Source organism: Legionella sp. km772, assembly GCF_003989735.1.
Lineage (GTDB): Bacteria > Pseudomonadota > Gammaproteobacteria > Legionellales > Legionellaceae > Legionella.
Map to the genome: position 1 here is coordinate 1 of NZ_RZGQ01000020.1, position 17,107 is coordinate 17,107.

Here is a 17,107-nt window from a genome sequence, read left to right on the forward strand (position 1 = left end):
TCAAGTGAAATAAAAAAATCTAAAAATCCTTCTTCCAGCTTCATTCCTATATCCATTTAAATGAAGCTAGCCTCTCATTATTTACCGATTTAAGCTAGATTTTTTTCATGAGGTGGCCCTGTATTTAAGAGCAAAAGCTATAAATATGTAAGTTTTTCTATTAGCATAGGCGGTTAAATCTTTTTTAAGAAAATTTATGGGTATTTCGTTAACAATTGAGCAATTTTATAGCGAACTAAAGCAATTTATGGAGGAGAACCAAACTCCTTATAAATTATTGGATGATGGTCTTGATTTTTCTAAATCAGATGTCGATATATTACTTAAATGTGAAGACGATCTAAAAAAAATAAAGGCCTATATTAAAACCTGTAAAATTAAAACACTGATAAAAATTAACAAAAAAAAACAATTTTACTTTATTGTGAGTGATGCAAAAAAAATTCATGCTTTTGATTTTATGGTGGGTTTGCTTTCTACCTCTGGAGAAATTTGCAATGGTAATTATTTTTTCCAAAGCAGCGAAGGGGGAGTGAATTTTATAGAAAACTATAAATTTTTAAAAAATAGCGCTAAAAATAAAGGAAATTTTTATGTTGTAAAAGAAGTTTCTCCAGGCTTTCTTTTAAATGCTTCGGTATTTTTAAAAAAACTAACCCGCAATATAAACAATTTATTTAAAAAACCTACTGGTTTGTCCGTTGTTCTTTTAGGTGCGGATGGGAGTGGGAAAAGTACAGCTTTGAATTATATTAAGGAGCAATTTTCCGAAAAAAGAAAGTTATTTCCCCTAAAAAGGATATACTTTAAACCTACTGTATTTAAAATTAAACCAGATAATAAGAATTCTTTACAAAAGGGCCATATACCTCACAACGCGAGCTCATATCCTTCCATCTTATCTCTCGCCAAGGTTTTGTATGTATTTTTAAATTATATTTTATACTTACCTATGCTTTATGTTCGAAAAAAAAATGGTCATTTAATTCTTTTCGATCGACATTTTTATGATTTAATTATTGATAGTAAACGGCATCGGATAAATGAAAAAGGTGTTTATTGGGCTAAATTTTTAACTAAGTTCCTTCCTAAACCTGATGTTCTCATTATACTAAGCTGTGAGCCTGAGCAATTATCAAAGCGAAAGCCCGGCGAAGTACCCATAGAATTATTGCATCAGTTGAATAATGCTTACCAAGCATTTAAACCTAGTAAGGTTAACACTTATCAGATTATCAATAATAATTCAGTAGAGTATTTACATGAACAGTTATCGGCTATTTTAATTACTAATATTATCAAATGAATGGATTAGACTTTTTAAAAAAAGAGCAAATATTATATGATGGCACTCAGTTTAACGCTATTGCCATTCCTTCCATAAAAAATCCTAAGTATATAATTACTATAAATGATAAACGTGTTTTTTTTGCTGGATTGAATCTAATTAGCACTCGAACTATTAAAGCCTTTTTAGGAAAATGTGCTTATTCCTGGTTATATCGTTTAGGCCTCATAAAAAAAATATTAAAGCCTCATTTAGTTACTATAAATATCAGTAATGAACTTTATAAAAGTTTTGATCACGCGATCTTAGAAGTAGAGGGGGTAAATATTTATGTGGGTAGCGCTAAAAATGAAAATCTCTCCCTAACTTTTCAAATTATTGCGGCAAATAAAGAATACTATGTAAGATATCCGATAAGCCAGACTGCGAAAATGCTGCAAAATAATGAGCATAGGAATATAAACTTCTTATCCCAGCTTGCTAAATTATCCATTCAAAGGTTGCATAAGACTATAAATTTCCAAGATACTTATTTACATATTTATGAAGGGTTTTCTCCTAAACAGACGAGAACTAGGCTTTGCCCTAATAAAATGGCGCTTTTAAAGTGTTTGTCCTATCCTAGTTCCGCGCCTATTATCAGCAATGTTTATTTTAAGGAGTTATGTTTAGCCATTGAACAGTTAATAGAGTTCACACCAAATGAACACATTAAAGCTTTAAAAAAGTCCTATCATACTGTTCTTGTTGGTTTAAACACAGTTAGTGTTAGAAAAGCTTTTTTCCACGGAGATTTTTCACCGGATAATGTGCTTCTTTCTAAAAAAGAATGGCATTTAATTGATTTTGAATATTCGCATCCTGATTTCTTTGCATGCTTTGATTTATTCCATTATTTCTACAAAAAAAATAAGCTTCATTTAAAAGTTATTAGTCGCAAAGATATTCAAAAATTGCACCATCTTTCGAAAATAGCTTATGGAGAACTTCCTTTTTCGAGTTTCGAAACTATCTCCTCTACAGCTGTGATAAGAAATTTATTTATTTTTTATTTGTATTTTTTATTAAACCGCTACTTAGTAGATGAAAAAGTTAATGTAGACAGTGCTACAGTGGCTAATCTCATAGAGAGTATAAGTTCTTTATCTAATTGTTAACCACATATTAGGAAGATAATAGTTGACTTCAATAGAGGTTTATTTAAATAATACTCAACCAATTCTGCCTTTGTAGGCAGTAACAATATCCGTTCAGGGGCGAGCTCGAACCTTGGTATATGGTCAGTTTTGAGTGCGGTTCAACGAAATTCTTTCCAAAAGCGTAAATGTATTAGTACCTAGGGACTTGTTACAAAGGCTTCAAAGCTGATTTAACTTCAGTCAAAGATGATACTTACCATTATTTTTAGTGCATGATGAATTTTTTTAGTCGAAGAACGCATTGTTTGATTGCTCCTCTTATTATAAGTGCTTGTGCTGTATTTAATCTTATTATCACTAAATTTTCCTTTCCTTACCTGTATTTTTTCGCTTTACTATTCTTTGTTACTTTTTTATTAATAGATTATGGCTTAAATATAAACAAGGCTAAAAATTCCTTTCAACTCTATTGTTTTTTTTCCCTAGGTGTATTTTTCTTTCATTCCTTGCAAGTGGATAATTTAGATTTATTTTTTGTTTACGTTAAAGGTATCGCTATCTACCTATTATTTCCTTTATATTGGATGCTCTATTTTATGCATTTTGATGAAAAGGAGTTTTGGGCAGTAATAAGAGTATTTATTAAAATCATTAGTATTCCCACCGCAGTTTGCGGACTTATACAGTATTTTTTCTCCTATACCTTGTTTGGCTTATACGATAGCAATTGGTCTACGAGTTTTTTATATTATACACAAGCTACTGATTATAAGACTCTTTTTCGGGCAACTTCGATATTGGGAAGTCCTCAGATTAATTCCTTATTTATGGCCTTCTCCTTAATTTTTTATATAGAGTCGGAAGCTATTAAGTTTAAAAAAAATACCTTGCCTTTAAGTAAATTTTTTTTTGTAGCTCTTTTAGTTGCAGGAGGCTTAGTTTCCGGAGCCAAATCTTTTTTATTCTTGTTTGCTGTTTATGCCATTATTAAAAATTTTAATTATGCCTTTAAATTTCTTCTTGTATCGGTCTTGGTCTTAGGGACTGTGACCTTAGTATTTGATTTTTCTGAGCTAAGTCAGTATCGCATTGTTAACCGAATTTTAAACATTTCTGATGTCTTAAATGAAGAGTCTTCTCATAGTGGTAGGATAGCTACTTATAAAAATCTGTTTAATACTTCTTTTCAGGACAAAAAATGGTTATTCGGTGATGGGCCTGGAACGCATATGGCTTTTGCTGATCTAGCCTTCGGTACTCATAAGGCTACGGAATCTTATTTACTGCAAATCTATATAGAGCTTGGTGTTGCCGTCTTTTTTTTCTTTATAGGTTTTATTGTCTATTCATTTTTTTGTAGCGCAGAGGGTTATACGATTATTATAAAAAAAATTTTAATGATTGAATTTATCTCTATGATTTTTATTCATGGGTTCAACTCGCCTGCATTGTTTATATTTTGGGCTCCTTTCTTTGCGTTAAATAAAGTTCCCGTAGTAAATATAAAAAATTCTAAAACTAAGATGCCCCAACCTATTTAATATTTATTTTTGACATTAAGACGATGTAATATGATTAGAATTTTGCTAAATTGTTCGACCTTGATGAAGGGTGGCTCCTTGCAGGTAGCCCAGTCTGTACTGCAAGACTGTATGAAGGACAGAGAAATAGAATGGTACTTTGCTCTTACTGTAGCCTTATATGAACAATGGGAGCCCTTTTTAAAAGAATCCCATTTGCAGGGGCGTTTAATTCTCTTAAATAAAAGTCCGGCCCGAAGTTATAAAATACGTAAACAGTTAAAAGCAAAAGTTAAGGACCTCTCTTTAAATGCGGTTTTTACGCTTTTTGGACCTGCTTATGTCAAATTTTCAATTCCCCACCTATGTGGTATCGCAGATGGTTGGGTTACTCACTCCAATAAAAATGCTTTTGAGTTGCTGCCTACTATAAAAGAGAAAATTAAAGTATTTTTATTGTGCCGTTATAAACTGTGGTGGTATCAACAAGCAGAAAAATGGTGTGTAGAAGCCCAAATAGCTAAAGACGGTTTTTTAACCAAAACTAAAAGTAAACCACAGGATATAACTGTTATAGCCAATGCAGTAAATCACTTATTTCAGGACTACTCTACACAAATTATTGAGAGGAATTTAACTGATTCGATTAAAATATTTTGCTTAGGAGCTGATTATTGGCATAAAAATTATCAAATTATCCCTTCTATTTTGGCCCATCTTAAAAATAAAATAACTAAAGAGATCATTTTTTTTGTTACTTTACCAGAGCATTCAGCTGTTTTTATGAATTTAATGAGCCTTGCTAAGGAAAAAAAAGTTGACCATTTGATAATGAATTTAGGTCCTATAAGCTTAGAAAAGGTTATTGAGCAATATAAAAAATGTAATATATTATTCTTTCCAAGTGTATTAGAAACGTTTAGTATTACTCCCTTAGAAGCTCTTTATATGAATATGCCGATGATAATTTCAAATATTCCAGCAAATATAGAGGTGTTGAAAGAGCATGCTATCTATGTAAACTCTCTTGATGTGAATGAGATAACGGAAAAGCTGATGCAATTGATTTCTAATTATTCTTTAGAAGTTCAAAAATTGCAGGAGTTAAAAAGAAATAATTATTTTAAATCAGTAAGTACTACCCAAAATCGATTTACTGATTATAAAAATATTTTAAAAACAATGATAAATTAATTATTTATATAATGGATGTATGATATGAGTGTTTATTTAGATACTCGAAAAAAATTACTTAATAATCAGTTTAGCTGGCTAATCACTGGTGTTGCAGGTTTTATTGGTTCTCATTTATTAGAGGCTTTGTTATCTTTAAATCAAATCGTTATTGGTTTGGATGATTTTTCAACAGGTTCTTTAGCTAATTTAAATACTATACGCAATCGCTTGCCGGAAGAATTTGCGAATAATTTTAAATTAATAAAAGGCGATATTTGTTCGATGGTAAGTTGTGAAGAAGCCATGAAGGGTATCGATTATGTCTTGCATCACGCTGCAATGGCGAGCGTACCTTTATCTATCAAATACCCTGAAAAGACGCATAAGATAAATGCCACGGCCTTTATGAATTTGCTTCAAGCAGCTAAAAATGCCCGAGTAAAACGTTTTGTATATGCCTCTTCCAGTGCTGTGTATGGCGATTCAAATCAATTCAAAAAACATGAAGAAAATCCTGTCTTTCCTGTTTCCCCCTATGCAGTGACAAAATATATCAATGAGTTGTATGCACGAAGTTTTTATCAATATTATAAGTTAGAAACCATTGGATTGCGTTATTTTAATATTTTTGGTCCTAGGCAAAGTCCTGATGGCGCTTATGCGCCCGTTATACCCTTATGGATTGAGGCCATGTTAAAGAATGAGCCTGTCTACATTAATGGCGATGGTGGTATTGTCCGTGATTTTTGTTACATTGATAATGTCATCCAAGCTAATCTCTTAGCTGCATTGGGTGAAAATAAGGAGTCTACAAACCGTATTTACAATATAGGTTGTGGTCAGGAAGTTACTTTGACTCAATTAATTACTATAATGAAAAAAATCATTAATCCAGCGAATCTTCGATTAGTCCATAGGGAAGAGCGGATAGGGGATATAAAAATTTCTTCTGCGGATGTTTCCAACGCGAAAAAATATCTCGGTTTTGTACCTACTACTTCACTAGAAAGCGGATTAATAGCAACTATTGAATATTACAAGAGCTTGTTAGAAGCTACAAGGGTAGTTGCTTGAGCTTTATTCAAAAAAAAATATTATGAATATCCTAAATCGTATAAGATCTATGCCGGCAATCTTTCAGTCAGAAAAATCTTACCTCCTGCAATTGTTTTTATTATATTTTATAAGTAATGTTTTTTTGCTGCTCAATTTTAATGGTGTATATTGGGATGATTGGTCTTTAGCCTATCAATCCCCCGAAATAATAAAAAACATCTTTGCTCAAAATAGTTTTATCTGGATAGGCTATCTACATATTTTTTTGAAAAATATCGGCAACGGTATTTATATCTACAGAATCTTAGTTTTCTTTACCTACTTTGGTTCTGGTATTTGTCTTTTTTATATTCTACAACGTATTAAATATATTGATAAAAACTCAGCTTTTTTTATAACTTTATTTTTTTTATTAGCTCCTGTAAATAATGCGCGCATCGCCTTAATTAATACACCACCTATTTTAATGCTCGGTATTTTTTATTTTTCTTTCTTATTACTTACTCAATATCTCGATAATAAGAGAACTATTATTTATCGAATTATCATTCTTAGCTTATTTTTTATTTCTTTTCTTTTAGAGTCATTGTTAGTTTTTTACAGCATAGTTCTATTATATATTTTCTACCATTTGATTGAAAAAAATACTGGTAAATTGTTTATAAATTTTATCGTGCACTATTTTGATTTTATAATTTTACCTATTGTTTTTTTTGTTTTAAAACATAGCCTATTTAAGCCTTATGGAAGTTATGTGAATTATAATGCCTTAAGTCCTGATTATTTGAAAACCGTAGAACTCACCTATGAATCCTTTGATACGTCCTTATATGCACCCATTTCTCAAGCACTAATGACGGCAGGATCCAATTTATATCTAACGATTTTATTGTTTGTAATCATCCTTTTAGTTTTTAGGCCAAGGAACACACAGAGAGTAATTAAAAATAATTTCAAAAATAGTTCGGTAATGATTTTTTTATTATTAAGCCTTATTTTTTTTGTTGTAGCAGTGTTTCCTTATTGTGCCGTAGGTAAATTACCGGTTTTAGGTAATTGGAGTTCGCGTAATCAGATTCTTGTTCCTTTGGGGATGGCTTTTTTAATTTATTTCTTAATAGTCATCATTGCCAAATTAAATAAAAAAATAGCCAGTATTTTAATGGGGGGGCTACTTGCAGTCTTTATGATGGAAGACTTATTTAGTTATTATCGCTATCAAATAGACTGGTTTTATCAGTGTTCCTTAATGCAACAATTTCAAGCTTCTGAAGTTGTGAAGAATTACCAAACCTTTGTGGTCGAAGATACTTTGGAGAAAAGAGTATGGGTTAATAGCGGTACCTTATCGATAAATTGGATTCTTAAGAATGCCTTGCATGAGAATACCCGTCTTATGGTAAGGAATAATCAATCCCTAGAAGTGTTTAAACAGACCAAAATGTATCCTGAACATTTTGCTGCAGATTGGACTTATACGCCGCCGGTATATTTAAAATTGTTGATAAATAAGAATTATCCCCTTAACTTAAAAAACATCACTAAGTTATTTATTTATAATAAATTTAACCCCAAAAAATTCGAGCCAACAGTAAAAAATTTAACAGAAATTAAAGTTGTTTCAACACCTTCAGCCGATAATTTACTGTAAAACTAGCTATTAACTTTGATTGCTAGGCTTTTAGTTTAATAAGCTTAGCAGATATTGTCCGTAACTGTTATTCCTTAACTTATAAGCCATGGTCTCTATCATTTGGCTATTTATCCAGCCATTATGATAAGCAATTTCCTCTAAACAGGCTATTTTTAATCCTTGCCGATGTTCTATGGTTTGTACGAACATACTTGCTTCTAATAAGCTTTCATAGGTTCCTGTATCTAACCAGGCAAAGCCACGGCCTAAAAGTTCTACGTGCAGAGAACCATTTTCAAGATAGATTTGGTTAATGGAAGTAATCTCTAATTCGCCACGCAAAGAAGGTCGAACCTGTTTAGCAATCTCCACGACATGATGGTCATAAAAATAAAGACCGGTTACCGCATAATTTGATTTGGGCTCAATGGGTTTTTCTTCAATAGACGTTGCTTTAAACTGTTCGTCAAAAGCGATAACTCCAAATCTGCTGGGATCTTTTACTTGATAGGCAAAAATGGTGGCGCCCGTTTCGCGTTCCCTAACTTCATGTAATTGAGGGGTAAATCCTTGGCCATAAAAGATATTGTCCCCCAAAATAAGCGCTACTTTATCCTCACCAATAAATTCTTCGCCAATAATAAAAGCTTGGGCTAAACCATCGGGAGAGGCTTGAATAGCGTATTCTAACTCAATCCCAAATTGGGAGCCGTTCCCAAGCAGGCGTACATAGGCTTCGTGATCTTCTGGGGTCGTGATTATCAAAATAGTACGAATTCCAGCTAACATTAATACAGATAAGGGATAATAAATCATGGGTTTATCATAAACGGGTAATAAATGTTTTGATATTCCTTTAGTAATGGGGTGTAATCGAGTGCCTGAACCACCAGCTAAGATAATACCTTTCATCTTTTTTCCTTAAAAATAATTCATTGATACAAGTTATAGTTCTCAAGATACCACTGGACTGTTTTTCTTAATCCTGATTCAAAAGTTTCTTTCGGTTTCCAAGCGAGTTCAGTTTGAATTTTTTTAGCATCAATAGCATAGCGCTGATCATGACCAGGTCTATCTTCTACATAGCTTATCAGTTGTTGATACTCAGAAATTCCAGTTGGTTTTACTGGAGCGAGATCTTCTAAAATCGAGCAAATGGAATAAATGACGTCGATATTTTGTTGTTCATTATGCCCGCCGATAACATAACTTGAGCCTATAGTCCCTTGCAATAATACTTGATAAAGAGCCTGTACATGATCATCTACATACAACCAGTCTCTTATTTGTTTACCCGAGCCATAAATGGGTAAGGGTTTTGCATTAAGCGCATTGAGGATCATGCGTGGAATTAGCTTCTCGGGATGTTGATAGGGTCCGTAATTATTAGAGCAATTAGTGATTATGGTTGGTAAGCCATAGGTTCTATGCCATGCACGTACTAAGTGATCTGCACTCGCTTTGCTTGCTGAATAAGGCGAGCTCGGGGAATAGGGTGTTGTTTCTGTAAAGAAACTAGATAAGCCCTCCAGATCCCCAAAGACTTCATCCGTTGATATGTGGTGAAAGCGAAAGGACGCGCGCTTTTGCTCAGGTAAGTTCTTCCAATAATGTCGAGCCGCCTCGAGTAAGGTGAACGTCCCCACAATATTGGTTTGAATAAATTCTTGGGGAGCATTTATGGAATAGTCTACATGGCTTTCTGCCGCCAAATGCATGACTGCATCGGGTTGAGAGGTGTTGAAGATGTCTTGAATTTCCTCTGCCGAGCAAATATCGAGTTGATGAAATTGATAACGTTTGTGCTGGCTGATTTTTATAAGCGCTTGCAAGTTTCCGGCATAAGTTAATTTATCAATATTGATTATGGAATGTTCAGTTTTCTCTATCAAAAAGCGAATTAATGCTGAGCCGATAAACCCTGCGCCACCGGTTATAAGAATGTTCATTGATAAGTCCTTAATGCAGATGTGAATGCAGTACCTTACTGAGTTGCTCAATCACATAGTCTTGCTGTTGAGAAGTTAAGCCTATCCATAAAGGTAACCTAATAATTCGTTCCGCAAGAGTTTCAGTCAGTAATAAATCTCCATGGGCTCTTCCATAACGCTGTCCACCGGGAGAGGAATGAAGAGGTACATAATGAGATACAGCTTGAATACCTAATTCTTTAAGTTTTAGTAAAATTGATTCGCGATCCATTTGAGGATGAATAATCACATAATACAGATGAGCGTTATGTTCACAATCATTAGGTACGATAGGACGCTGAATCAGTTCTGCTTGCTCAAGGTGCTGTAAATGGTGATGATAATAGTCCCAAATAGCAAGTCGTTTTCGGGTTATTTCCTCAGCTTGTTCAAGTTGGGCAAAGAGAAAGGCTGCAATCATATCGCTAGGCAGGAAAGATGAACCTAATTCACACCAGGTATATTTATCCACCTCTCCACGTAAGAATCGACTTCGATTAGTTCCTTTTTCACGGATAATTTCGGCGCGAAGGGCGTCAGCTGATTGATTAACTAATAACGCACCTCCCTCACCGGAAATAATATTTTTAGTCTCATGAAAACTAAATGCCCCTAGGTCGCCAATACTACCCAAAGCCTTTTTTTTGTATGAGGCCATCACTGCTTGAGCAGCATCTTCAACTACTTTTAATTGATACTGCTGAGCGATATCCATTATAGTATCCATTTCGCATCCAACCCCTGCATAATGCACAGGAACAATCGCCTTGGTTTGGGGCGTTATTGCCGCTTCTATTAATAATTCGTTTAAATTAAGGGTATCTGGACGAATATCTACAAAAACCGGGACTCCGCCTTGCATTACAAAAGCATTCGCAGTTGAAACAAAGGTGTAGGAGGGCATTATAATTTCATCACCCTCTTTTATATCCAGTAATAATGCGGCCATTTCTAAGGCAGCGGTGCAAGAGTGGGTCAATAAAGTTTTGGTAGAGGGAAGTTTTCTTGCAAACCAATCATGGCAATGTTGGGTAAATTGGCCATCGCCCGATAATTTTTTATTACTGTGAGAAGTCAATATGTAAGTTTCTTCATTACCAGTCATATAGGGGATGTTGTATTTAATTAGCTCATTATTCATATTCTATGCTTAATATTTAGTGGATTGATTAAACCGGTATCCTATCATCGATAGCTGAGTTTGCTTCTCTTAAAAATCGTTTAGCGCCTTCAATACCAGGCTGATCAAAGGGGTTAATATTCCATATTACACTTTGTACAAAAATTTTATGCTCATATAAAGCAATTAAGGCCCCTATTGTTTCTGGGGAGCAATGAGTTAAACTGAGATGATTAAGAGGAGTATTCCCTCCTATAAATTCATTGGGTCTATCGAGGTTGTTATAACCAAAAGTGAGGATGTGTTTTTTGTTCACATACATTTGATGAATCAATTCATCTTCATAAGCGTTTAAGGTAATGCAATCTACGGCAATTTTATGAGTCCCTTGACAGAGTAATTGATAGTAACTATGTTGCGCTTGGTTGCCAAGTCCGCCCCAAACGATGGGACTAGTAGAATAATCTAGCGTTTTTCCTTCATTATCAATGGACTTACCATTACTTTCCATATCCAGCTGTTGAATATAAGGAATGAAGTATTCTAATTGTTTTGCATAAGCAAGCATGAGTAAATTATTAATGTGAAGAAAGTTGATATTCCATATTCCAATTAATCCAAGTAAAACAGGAAGATTTTTTTGCAGTTCGGTTTTCTTAAAATGCTCATCCATTTTATGCGCACCTAAAAGCAATTGGGAAAAACATTCGGCGCCAATGGCTATAGAAGTTATTAAATTAATAGCCGAGCAGGCAGAGTATCTACCTCCAACCCAGTTCCAGAGCGGTAAAATATGATGGATCCCATACTGCTGAGCATACTTAATATTTGCAGTAACGGCAATTAAATGGTTTTTAAGGCAGTTATCTTTTCCTAGCCAACTAATGGCCTTTTCATAGTTGCACAGGGTCTCCCTGGTAGTAAAAGATTTAGAAGAGATAATAAATAAAGTCGTTTCGGGATCGAGGCCGCAAACTGTCGTAGAAAATGAATGGGGATCTACATCTGAAATAAAATGAAAACCTAAGTTTTTATCGCTATATTCAGAGAGAGCGTTAATGCAAAATTTAGGGCCTAAATCTGAGCCACCCATGCCAATATTGACAATGTCTACGATGGGCTTTCCTGAATAACCAAACCAGGCCCTTGCTCGAATTTGCTTGCTAATTTCAAACAATGTGTGGCGGGTTTTCAAAATCTCAGGAGTAATATTTTGCTCATTTACGAAAATAGCTTCTTCATTTTGTAGGCGCAGTGCAGTATGAAGAGCCGGGCGGTTTTCGCTGACGTTGACTTTTTCGCCTTTGAGTAAATTATTGATTTTTTCAGGTAGTTTACGTTCTTGTGCTAAAGCTATTAATAACTCTATAGTATGATGCTCAATGAGCTGACTGGATAAATCAAGCTTAATATCAGGCGAAGAAAAAAGAAAATTCTGATTCCTTCCTGGGTTTTTACTATACAATTCTTTAAGTGTTGTTAACCGCATGGATTCTGCGTGATTTCTTAAGGCTATCCATGAGTTAAGTTCCGCAAGTTGCTTCATTTGTCAAAGTATTGTTTTTTTTGTGTGAATAATAACATAATATAAAGAGAAAAAATACGTTCAGAAGTTCGCCCTATTTATTCATTTATCTTCATGAAATATTTTAAATAAAAATCATAGAAATAATTGGCAGCCAAAGAAAATTGAGCGGAAATACTGGTCAATGAACAAAAATTTTCACTCACCTTATTTGAATACTATTTAAAAAAATAGACTGTTTAGGTATCATTAGAGCCTAAGAGTATATAACTTAACGCCAGCAATATATAAGCAAATGGATGCGGCCTGCGTAAAACTTGCTTAGAAAAATTTCCTACATTTTAAAAATAGGATTAATAAGAAATAAAATTGTAATTGTGGGGGATGTTTGAATATTTTAATAGTTAGTCAGTACTTTTGGCCTGAAAATTTTATAATTAATGATTTAGTTTTAAAAATTAAAGCTCAAGGCCACAATATTAGTGTGTACACTGGCAAACCTAATTATCCTGATGGCGTGATTTATCCTGGCTATGTAAGTGCAGGCGTGCAGCAAGAATTTTATCATGATGGTGTTGATGTTTACCGCATTCCTTTAAGACCCCGGAAATCGGGCGGGCGTAAAAATATTGCATTAAATTACCTATCCTTTATTTATTCTGGAATAAAGCATGCCTTTAATTTTTCCAAAGATAAAAAATTCGATGTAGTGTTTGTCTTTGCACCATCACCTATTACTTCAGTGATTCCCGCAATTTTAATTAAATGGTTAACCCGCGGGCATTTAGCCGTATGGGTACAAGATCTTTGGCCTGAAAGTATAAAAGCCACCGGTTATTTTAAAAATTCATTGATCTTGGGCAGCGTGCGTCTTTTAGTAAGAGCAATATATTATTTTTCCGATACCATTTTAGTGCAATCAAGACGTTTCATTCCTGCAGTGGCTTCTTTATCAAACGAGAAAAAAGTAATTTATTATCCAAACTCCGTGCTGGATAGTTTAGCTTTAGATCCTAGTGCCTATCCTTTGCCGACGGATTTTTTAGATCTAATGAGCACTAATTTTTGCATTGTTTTTGCGGGGAACATTGGAACTGCCCAGGCTTTAGACATTATTACTCAAGCAGCAGAACGCTTGAAAAAACATAAAAAAATAAAAATAGTATTAATAGGAAGTGGAAGTCGAGCTTCTTGGGTAAAGGAAGAAATTGAGAATAAAAATTTAACCAATTTAGTTTTGGCGGGGCGGTATGAAGCTAAAGCTATGCCCTTTATTTATTCTAAAGCTGCAGGTTTATTAGTAAGTCTTAACAATAGTGAGATCTTTAGTTACACGATTCCCTCAAAAATTCAGTCTTATTTAGCGGCTGGAAAACCAATTATTGCTTCTTTAGATGGTGAGGGGGCAAAAGTAATTACCGACTCCGGTGCGGGATTTGTTTCGCCAGCTGGAAATGCGGATTTATTGATTAAAAATATTGAGCAATTGTATTCTTTGTCACCGCATGAGCGTGAAAAAATGGGCGCCCTAGGACGAGCTTATTTCCTAAAACACTTTGAAATGGAAAATCAAAGTCAACGCCTTATTGAAATTTTGAAGAAAAGAATAGAAGGGGAAGTTGCATGAGAGTTTTGATATTAGGCATTACAGGTATGTTAGGTAGTGCTGTTTATAAAAAATTTATAGAAAATAAGACCTTTGAAACCTGGGGAACTTTACGCAATGACAGAATGTTAAAATATTTTCCCAAAAGCGATCAAATAATTAGTCATGTGGATGTACTTAACTCAGATGAACTCTTAAGTCTTTTCGAACGTGTCCGTCCTCATTTGGTAATTAATTGCGTAGGTTTAATTAAACAACTATCTCGTGCTAATGACCCTTTAGCTGTGCTACCTATAAATACTTTATTTCCTCATCAATTAGCCAAGGTCTGTAGTTTAATTAATGCACGATTAATTCATATAAGTACTGATTGCGTGTTTTCGGGGCGACGCACAGAGGGAGCCTATTCTGAGTCAGATCTGTCTGATGCAGAAGACTTATATGGCAAATCCAAATATATTGGAGAAATTACCCACTCCCCTCATGCAATAACCTTAAGAACGTCAATTATCGGCCACGAATTGAATAGTAATTTTGCGCTAATAGACTGGTTTTTATCTCAGAATAATCACGTAAAAGGTTATCTAAATGCTATTTATTCAGGCCTACCCACTTTTGAATTAGCTCGGGTAATACATGATTATGTAATCCCTAATCCCGATTTGTGTGGCTTATACCATGTTTCTTCAAAACCGATTAGCAAATATCATTTATTAAAATTAGTGGCTGACGTTTATAAAAAGGATATTTTAATTGAACCTGAACATACCGTGTTTATTAACCGGGCTTTAAAATCCAGCCGCTTTGAAAAGGAAACTGGCTATGTCGCTCCTGATTGGCCTCTTCTAGTCCAGCAAATGCATAGGGAAAAAATTATCCATCAAGGAATTGTACATGTTTAATGATAGCGTTTTATTGATCACTGGAGGAACAGGCTCTTTTGGTTATACCGTTTTAAAGCGATTTTTAAAATCAAATGTAAAAGAAATACGCGTATTTAGTCGTGATGAAAAAAAGCAAGAAGATATGCGTTTATTATTAAATAATGAAAAAATTAAATTTTACATTGGCGATGTGCGAGATTACAGCTCATTAAAAGAAGCCATGATGGGTGTTGATTATGTTTTCCATGCCGCTGCACTGAAACAAGTTCCGTCTTGTGAATTCTATCCTATGGAAGCAGTACGCACTAATATTCAAGGCACGGAAAATGTCTTAAACGCAGGTATAGACGCAAAAGTAAAGCGTATTATTGTCTTAAGTACGGATAAAGCAGTTTATCCGATTAATGCTATGGGCTTATCTAAAGCCATGGCTGAAAAAATAATGATTGCTAAATCCCGTTCTATACCAGCTGATGAAACCGTTATTTGTGCTACGCGCTATGGTAATGTCATGGCCTCGCGGGGTTCAGTAATTCCTCTTTTTGTAAAACAAATTCAAAATAATGAAGCCATTACTATTACAGACCCCAATATGACGCGATTTTTAATGACTTTAGAGGATTCTGTTGATTTAGTTCTGCATGCCTTTCAACATGCCAAGCAAGGTGATATTTTCGTGCAAAAATCCCCGGCTTGTACAGTCGCCGATTTGGGGCAAGCTTTATTAGAATTATTTCAGTGTAAACGAGAAATTCAAGTAATCGGCACAAGGCATGGCGAGAAGCTTTATGAGACCTTGGTGTCCCGCGAGGAAATGTCGAAAGCGGAAGATATGGGTATGTATTATCGTATTATTGCTGATAATCGAGATCTTAATTATAAAAAATATTTTGTGGAGGGAGAGGAGCGATTATCTTCTATAGATGATTACACTTCCCACAATACAACACGATTGAACATTAATGGAATAAAAGAATTGCTGTTAAAATTAGATTTTATTCAAGAGGCTTTTGATGCTTAAGATAATGACTTTAGTTGGAACTCGTCCAGAATTAATTAAAATGAGCCGAGTGATTGCAGAGTTTGACCAACATGTAGAACATATTTTAGTACATTCTGGGCAAAATTATGATTATGAATTAAATCAAATTTTTTTTGATGAGCTTGATATTCGCAAACCGGATGTTTTTTTAAATATTTCTAAAGATTCGGCTGTGCAAGCCATTGCTGATGTTATTGTGAAGGCCGATGAGGTATTTGAAAATTATAAACCCGATGCACTTTTAATTTATGGAGATACTAATACCTGCCTTGCTATCATAGCTGCGAAAAGGAGAAAAATTCCTATATTTCATATGGAGGCAGGTAATAGATGCTTTGATGAGCGGGTACCTGAAGAACTGAATAGGAAGGTGGTTGATCATTTAAGCGACATCAATATGGTTTTAACCGAACATGCGCGACGTTATTTAATTAATGAAGGCATAAAACATGAAACTATCATTAAAACTGGTTCGCATCTTAATGAGGTCTTAGACTTTTATAAAGATAAAATTAATAATTCTGCCATTGTAGAAAGCCTTAAATTAAAAAATAAAGAATATTTCGTGGTTAGCGCTCATCGAGAAGAGAATGTTGATAATTGTGAAAATTTGAACGATTTAATTGAAAGTATTGAACTCTTAGCTGATAAATATAACTATCCCGTTTATTTTTCCACCCATCCTAGAACCCGTAAACGAATCGAGAGCTATATCCAAAGACCCATTCATCCTTTAATTCATTTTATTAACCCCTTAGGTTTTTTTGATTATGTCAATTTACAAAAAAACGCTTTTTGTGTCCTTTCTGATAGCGGCACTATCACTGAGGAAGCCTCAATATTGGGTTTTCCTGCTATTACCATACGAAATGCTCATGAGCGACCAGAAGGTATGGATGTAGGTACTTTAATTATGAGTGGATTGAAGAAAGAGCGCGTTTTAGATGCAGTGCATATTGTTACCTCGCAACATAATAACTGTGAGCAGCGCGTAGTTCCCCCTGTTGATGATTATCAGTCTTTAAGCGTTTCCAAACAAGTACTTCGAATTGTTGTAAGCTATATTGACTATATAAACCAAAATGTTTGGAGAAATAAATAAGATTTTTGTTAAAATATCCTTTAATTGGCCCTATAAGTGAGATTGA

14 protein-coding genes are annotated in these 17,107 nt (G+C 34.2%); 10 read left to right on the plus strand and 4 right to left on the minus strand.

Annotation, left to right across the window (positions count from 1 at the left end):
- Positions 1 to 196 precede the first annotated feature (196 nt).
- The 6 genes from ELY15_RS04090 (at position 197) to ELY15_RS04115 (ending at position 7,830) form a co-directional block, all read left to right on the plus strand.
- Entirely contained in the window at positions 197 to 1,306 is a 1,110-nt protein-coding gene (locus tag ELY15_RS04090; protein ID WP_127098382.1) for a thymidylate kinase, read from the plus strand.
- Entirely contained in the window at positions 1,303 to 2,445 is a 1,143-nt protein-coding gene (locus ELY15_RS04095; RefSeq protein ID WP_127098383.1) for a phosphotransferase, read from the plus strand. Before ELY15_RS04090 ends, ELY15_RS04095 begins: the two co-directional genes overlap by 4 nt.
- 254 nt (positions 2,446 to 2,699) lie before the next feature.
- Positions 2,700 to 3,968 carry a hypothetical protein gene (locus ELY15_RS04100; RefSeq protein WP_127098384.1) on the plus strand — a complete coding sequence of 423 codons (1,269 nt, stop codon included), beginning with the start codon at positions 2,700 to 2,702 and terminating at the stop codon, positions 3,966 to 3,968.
- Positions 3,969 to 4,163: 195 nt separating this feature from the next.
- The gene (locus tag ELY15_RS04105) at positions 4,164 to 5,141 is read left to right on the plus strand and encodes a glycosyltransferase (RefSeq protein WP_233586509.1); all 978 of its coding nucleotides are present in this window, start codon (positions 4,164 to 4,166) and stop codon (positions 5,139 to 5,141) included.
- 24 nt (positions 5,142 to 5,165) lie between these two features.
- Positions 5,166 to 6,197: an NAD-dependent epimerase/dehydratase family protein gene (locus tag ELY15_RS04110; protein WP_127098385.1), complete on the plus strand. Its 1,032-nt coding sequence runs from the start codon at positions 5,166 to 5,168 to the stop codon at positions 6,195 to 6,197.
- Positions 6,198 to 6,246: 49 nt separating this feature from the next.
- Entirely contained in the window at positions 6,247 to 7,830 is a 1,584-nt protein-coding gene (locus ELY15_RS04115; RefSeq protein ID WP_127098386.1) for a hypothetical protein, read from the plus strand.
- A 30-nt stretch (positions 7,831 to 7,860) separates the two neighbouring features.
- Here ELY15_RS04115 and rfbA read toward each other — a convergent pair whose 3' ends face one another.
- The 4 genes from rfbA to pgi are packed head-to-tail and all read right to left on the minus strand — an operon-like array spanning position 7,861 to position 12,448.
- Entirely contained in the window at positions 7,861 to 8,724 is an 864-nt protein-coding gene (rfbA, locus tag ELY15_RS04120) for a glucose-1-phosphate thymidylyltransferase RfbA (protein ID WP_127098387.1), read from the minus strand.
- Positions 8,725 to 8,744: 20 nt separating this feature from the next.
- On the minus strand, positions 8,745 to 9,761 hold the full coding sequence (rfbB, locus tag ELY15_RS04125; RefSeq protein ID WP_127098388.1) for a dTDP-glucose 4,6-dehydratase: 1,017 nt from the start codon (positions 9,759 to 9,761) through the stop codon (positions 8,745 to 8,747).
- 10 nt (positions 9,762 to 9,771) lie between these two features.
- Positions 9,772 to 10,923, minus strand: coding sequence for a dTDP-4-amino-4,6-dideoxygalactose transaminase (gene rffA / locus ELY15_RS04130; RefSeq protein WP_127098389.1), 1,152 nt, complete (start codon positions 10,921 to 10,923; stop codon positions 9,772 to 9,774).
- Between the two features lie 28 nt (positions 10,924 to 10,951).
- Positions 10,952 to 12,448, minus strand: coding sequence for a glucose-6-phosphate isomerase (gene pgi, locus ELY15_RS04135; protein ID WP_127098390.1), 1,497 nt, complete (start codon positions 12,446 to 12,448; stop codon positions 10,952 to 10,954).
- A 367-nt stretch (positions 12,449 to 12,815) separates the two neighbouring features.
- Here pgi and ELY15_RS04140 point away from each other — a divergent pair, with 367 nt between their 5' ends.
- The 4 genes from ELY15_RS04140 to wecB are packed head-to-tail and all read left to right on the plus strand — an operon-like array spanning position 12,816 to position 17,061.
- Complete coding sequence (locus ELY15_RS04140; protein ID WP_127098391.1) at positions 12,816 to 14,054, plus strand: glycosyltransferase family 4 protein; 1,239 nt, start codon at positions 12,816 to 12,818, stop codon at positions 14,052 to 14,054.
- Positions 14,051 to 14,935: an SDR family oxidoreductase gene (locus tag ELY15_RS04145; RefSeq protein ID WP_127098392.1), complete on the plus strand. Its 885-nt coding sequence runs from the start codon at positions 14,051 to 14,053 to the stop codon at positions 14,933 to 14,935. Before ELY15_RS04140 ends, ELY15_RS04145 begins: the two co-directional genes overlap by 4 nt.
- On the plus strand, positions 14,928 to 15,938 hold the full coding sequence (locus tag ELY15_RS04150) for a polysaccharide biosynthesis protein (RefSeq protein WP_127098393.1): 1,011 nt from the start codon (positions 14,928 to 14,930) through the stop codon (positions 15,936 to 15,938). Before ELY15_RS04145 ends, ELY15_RS04150 begins: the two co-directional genes overlap by 8 nt.
- Positions 15,931 to 17,061, plus strand: a complete 1,131-nt coding sequence (gene wecB, locus ELY15_RS04155; RefSeq protein WP_127098394.1) for a non-hydrolyzing UDP-N-acetylglucosamine 2-epimerase — start codon at positions 15,931 to 15,933, stop codon at positions 17,059 to 17,061. Before ELY15_RS04150 ends, wecB begins: the two co-directional genes overlap by 8 nt.
- Positions 17,062 to 17,107 lie beyond the last annotated feature (46 nt).

Bases quoted from the DNA above. Each gene is read 5' to 3' on its own strand.
- ELY15_RS04090 (WP_127098382.1), top strand. From the start codon at position 197: ATGGGTATTTCGTTAACAATTGAGCAATTTTATAGCGAACTAAAGCAA.
- ELY15_RS04095 (WP_127098383.1), top strand. From the start codon at position 1,303: ATGAATGGATTAGACTTTTTAAAAAAAGAGCAAATATTATATGATGGC.
- ELY15_RS04100 (WP_127098384.1), top strand. From the start codon at position 2,700: ATGATGAATTTTTTTAGTCGAAGAACGCATTGTTTGATTGCTCCTCTT.
- ELY15_RS04110 (WP_127098385.1), top strand. From the start codon at position 5,166: ATGAGTGTTTATTTAGATACTCGAAAAAAATTACTTAATAATCAGTTT.
- ELY15_RS04115 (WP_127098386.1), top strand. From the start codon at position 6,247: ATGCCGGCAATCTTTCAGTCAGAAAAATCTTACCTCCTGCAATTGTTT.
- rfbA (WP_127098387.1), bottom strand. From the start codon at position 8,724: ATGAAAGGTATTATCTTAGCTGGTGGTTCAGGCACTCGATTACACCCC.
- rfbB (WP_127098388.1), bottom strand. From the start codon at position 9,761: ATGAACATTCTTATAACCGGTGGCGCAGGGTTTATCGGCTCAGCATTA.
- rffA (WP_127098389.1), bottom strand. From the start codon at position 10,923: ATGAATAATGAGCTAATTAAATACAACATCCCCTATATGACTGGTAAT.
- pgi (WP_127098390.1), bottom strand. From the start codon at position 12,448: ATGAAGCAACTTGCGGAACTTAACTCATGGATAGCCTTAAGAAATCAC.
- ELY15_RS04145 (WP_127098392.1), top strand. From the start codon at position 14,051: ATGAGAGTTTTGATATTAGGCATTACAGGTATGTTAGGTAGTGCTGTT.
- ELY15_RS04150 (WP_127098393.1), top strand. From the start codon at position 14,928: ATGTTTAATGATAGCGTTTTATTGATCACTGGAGGAACAGGCTCTTTT.
- wecB (WP_127098394.1), top strand. From the start codon at position 15,931: ATGCTTAAGATAATGACTTTAGTTGGAACTCGTCCAGAATTAATTAAA.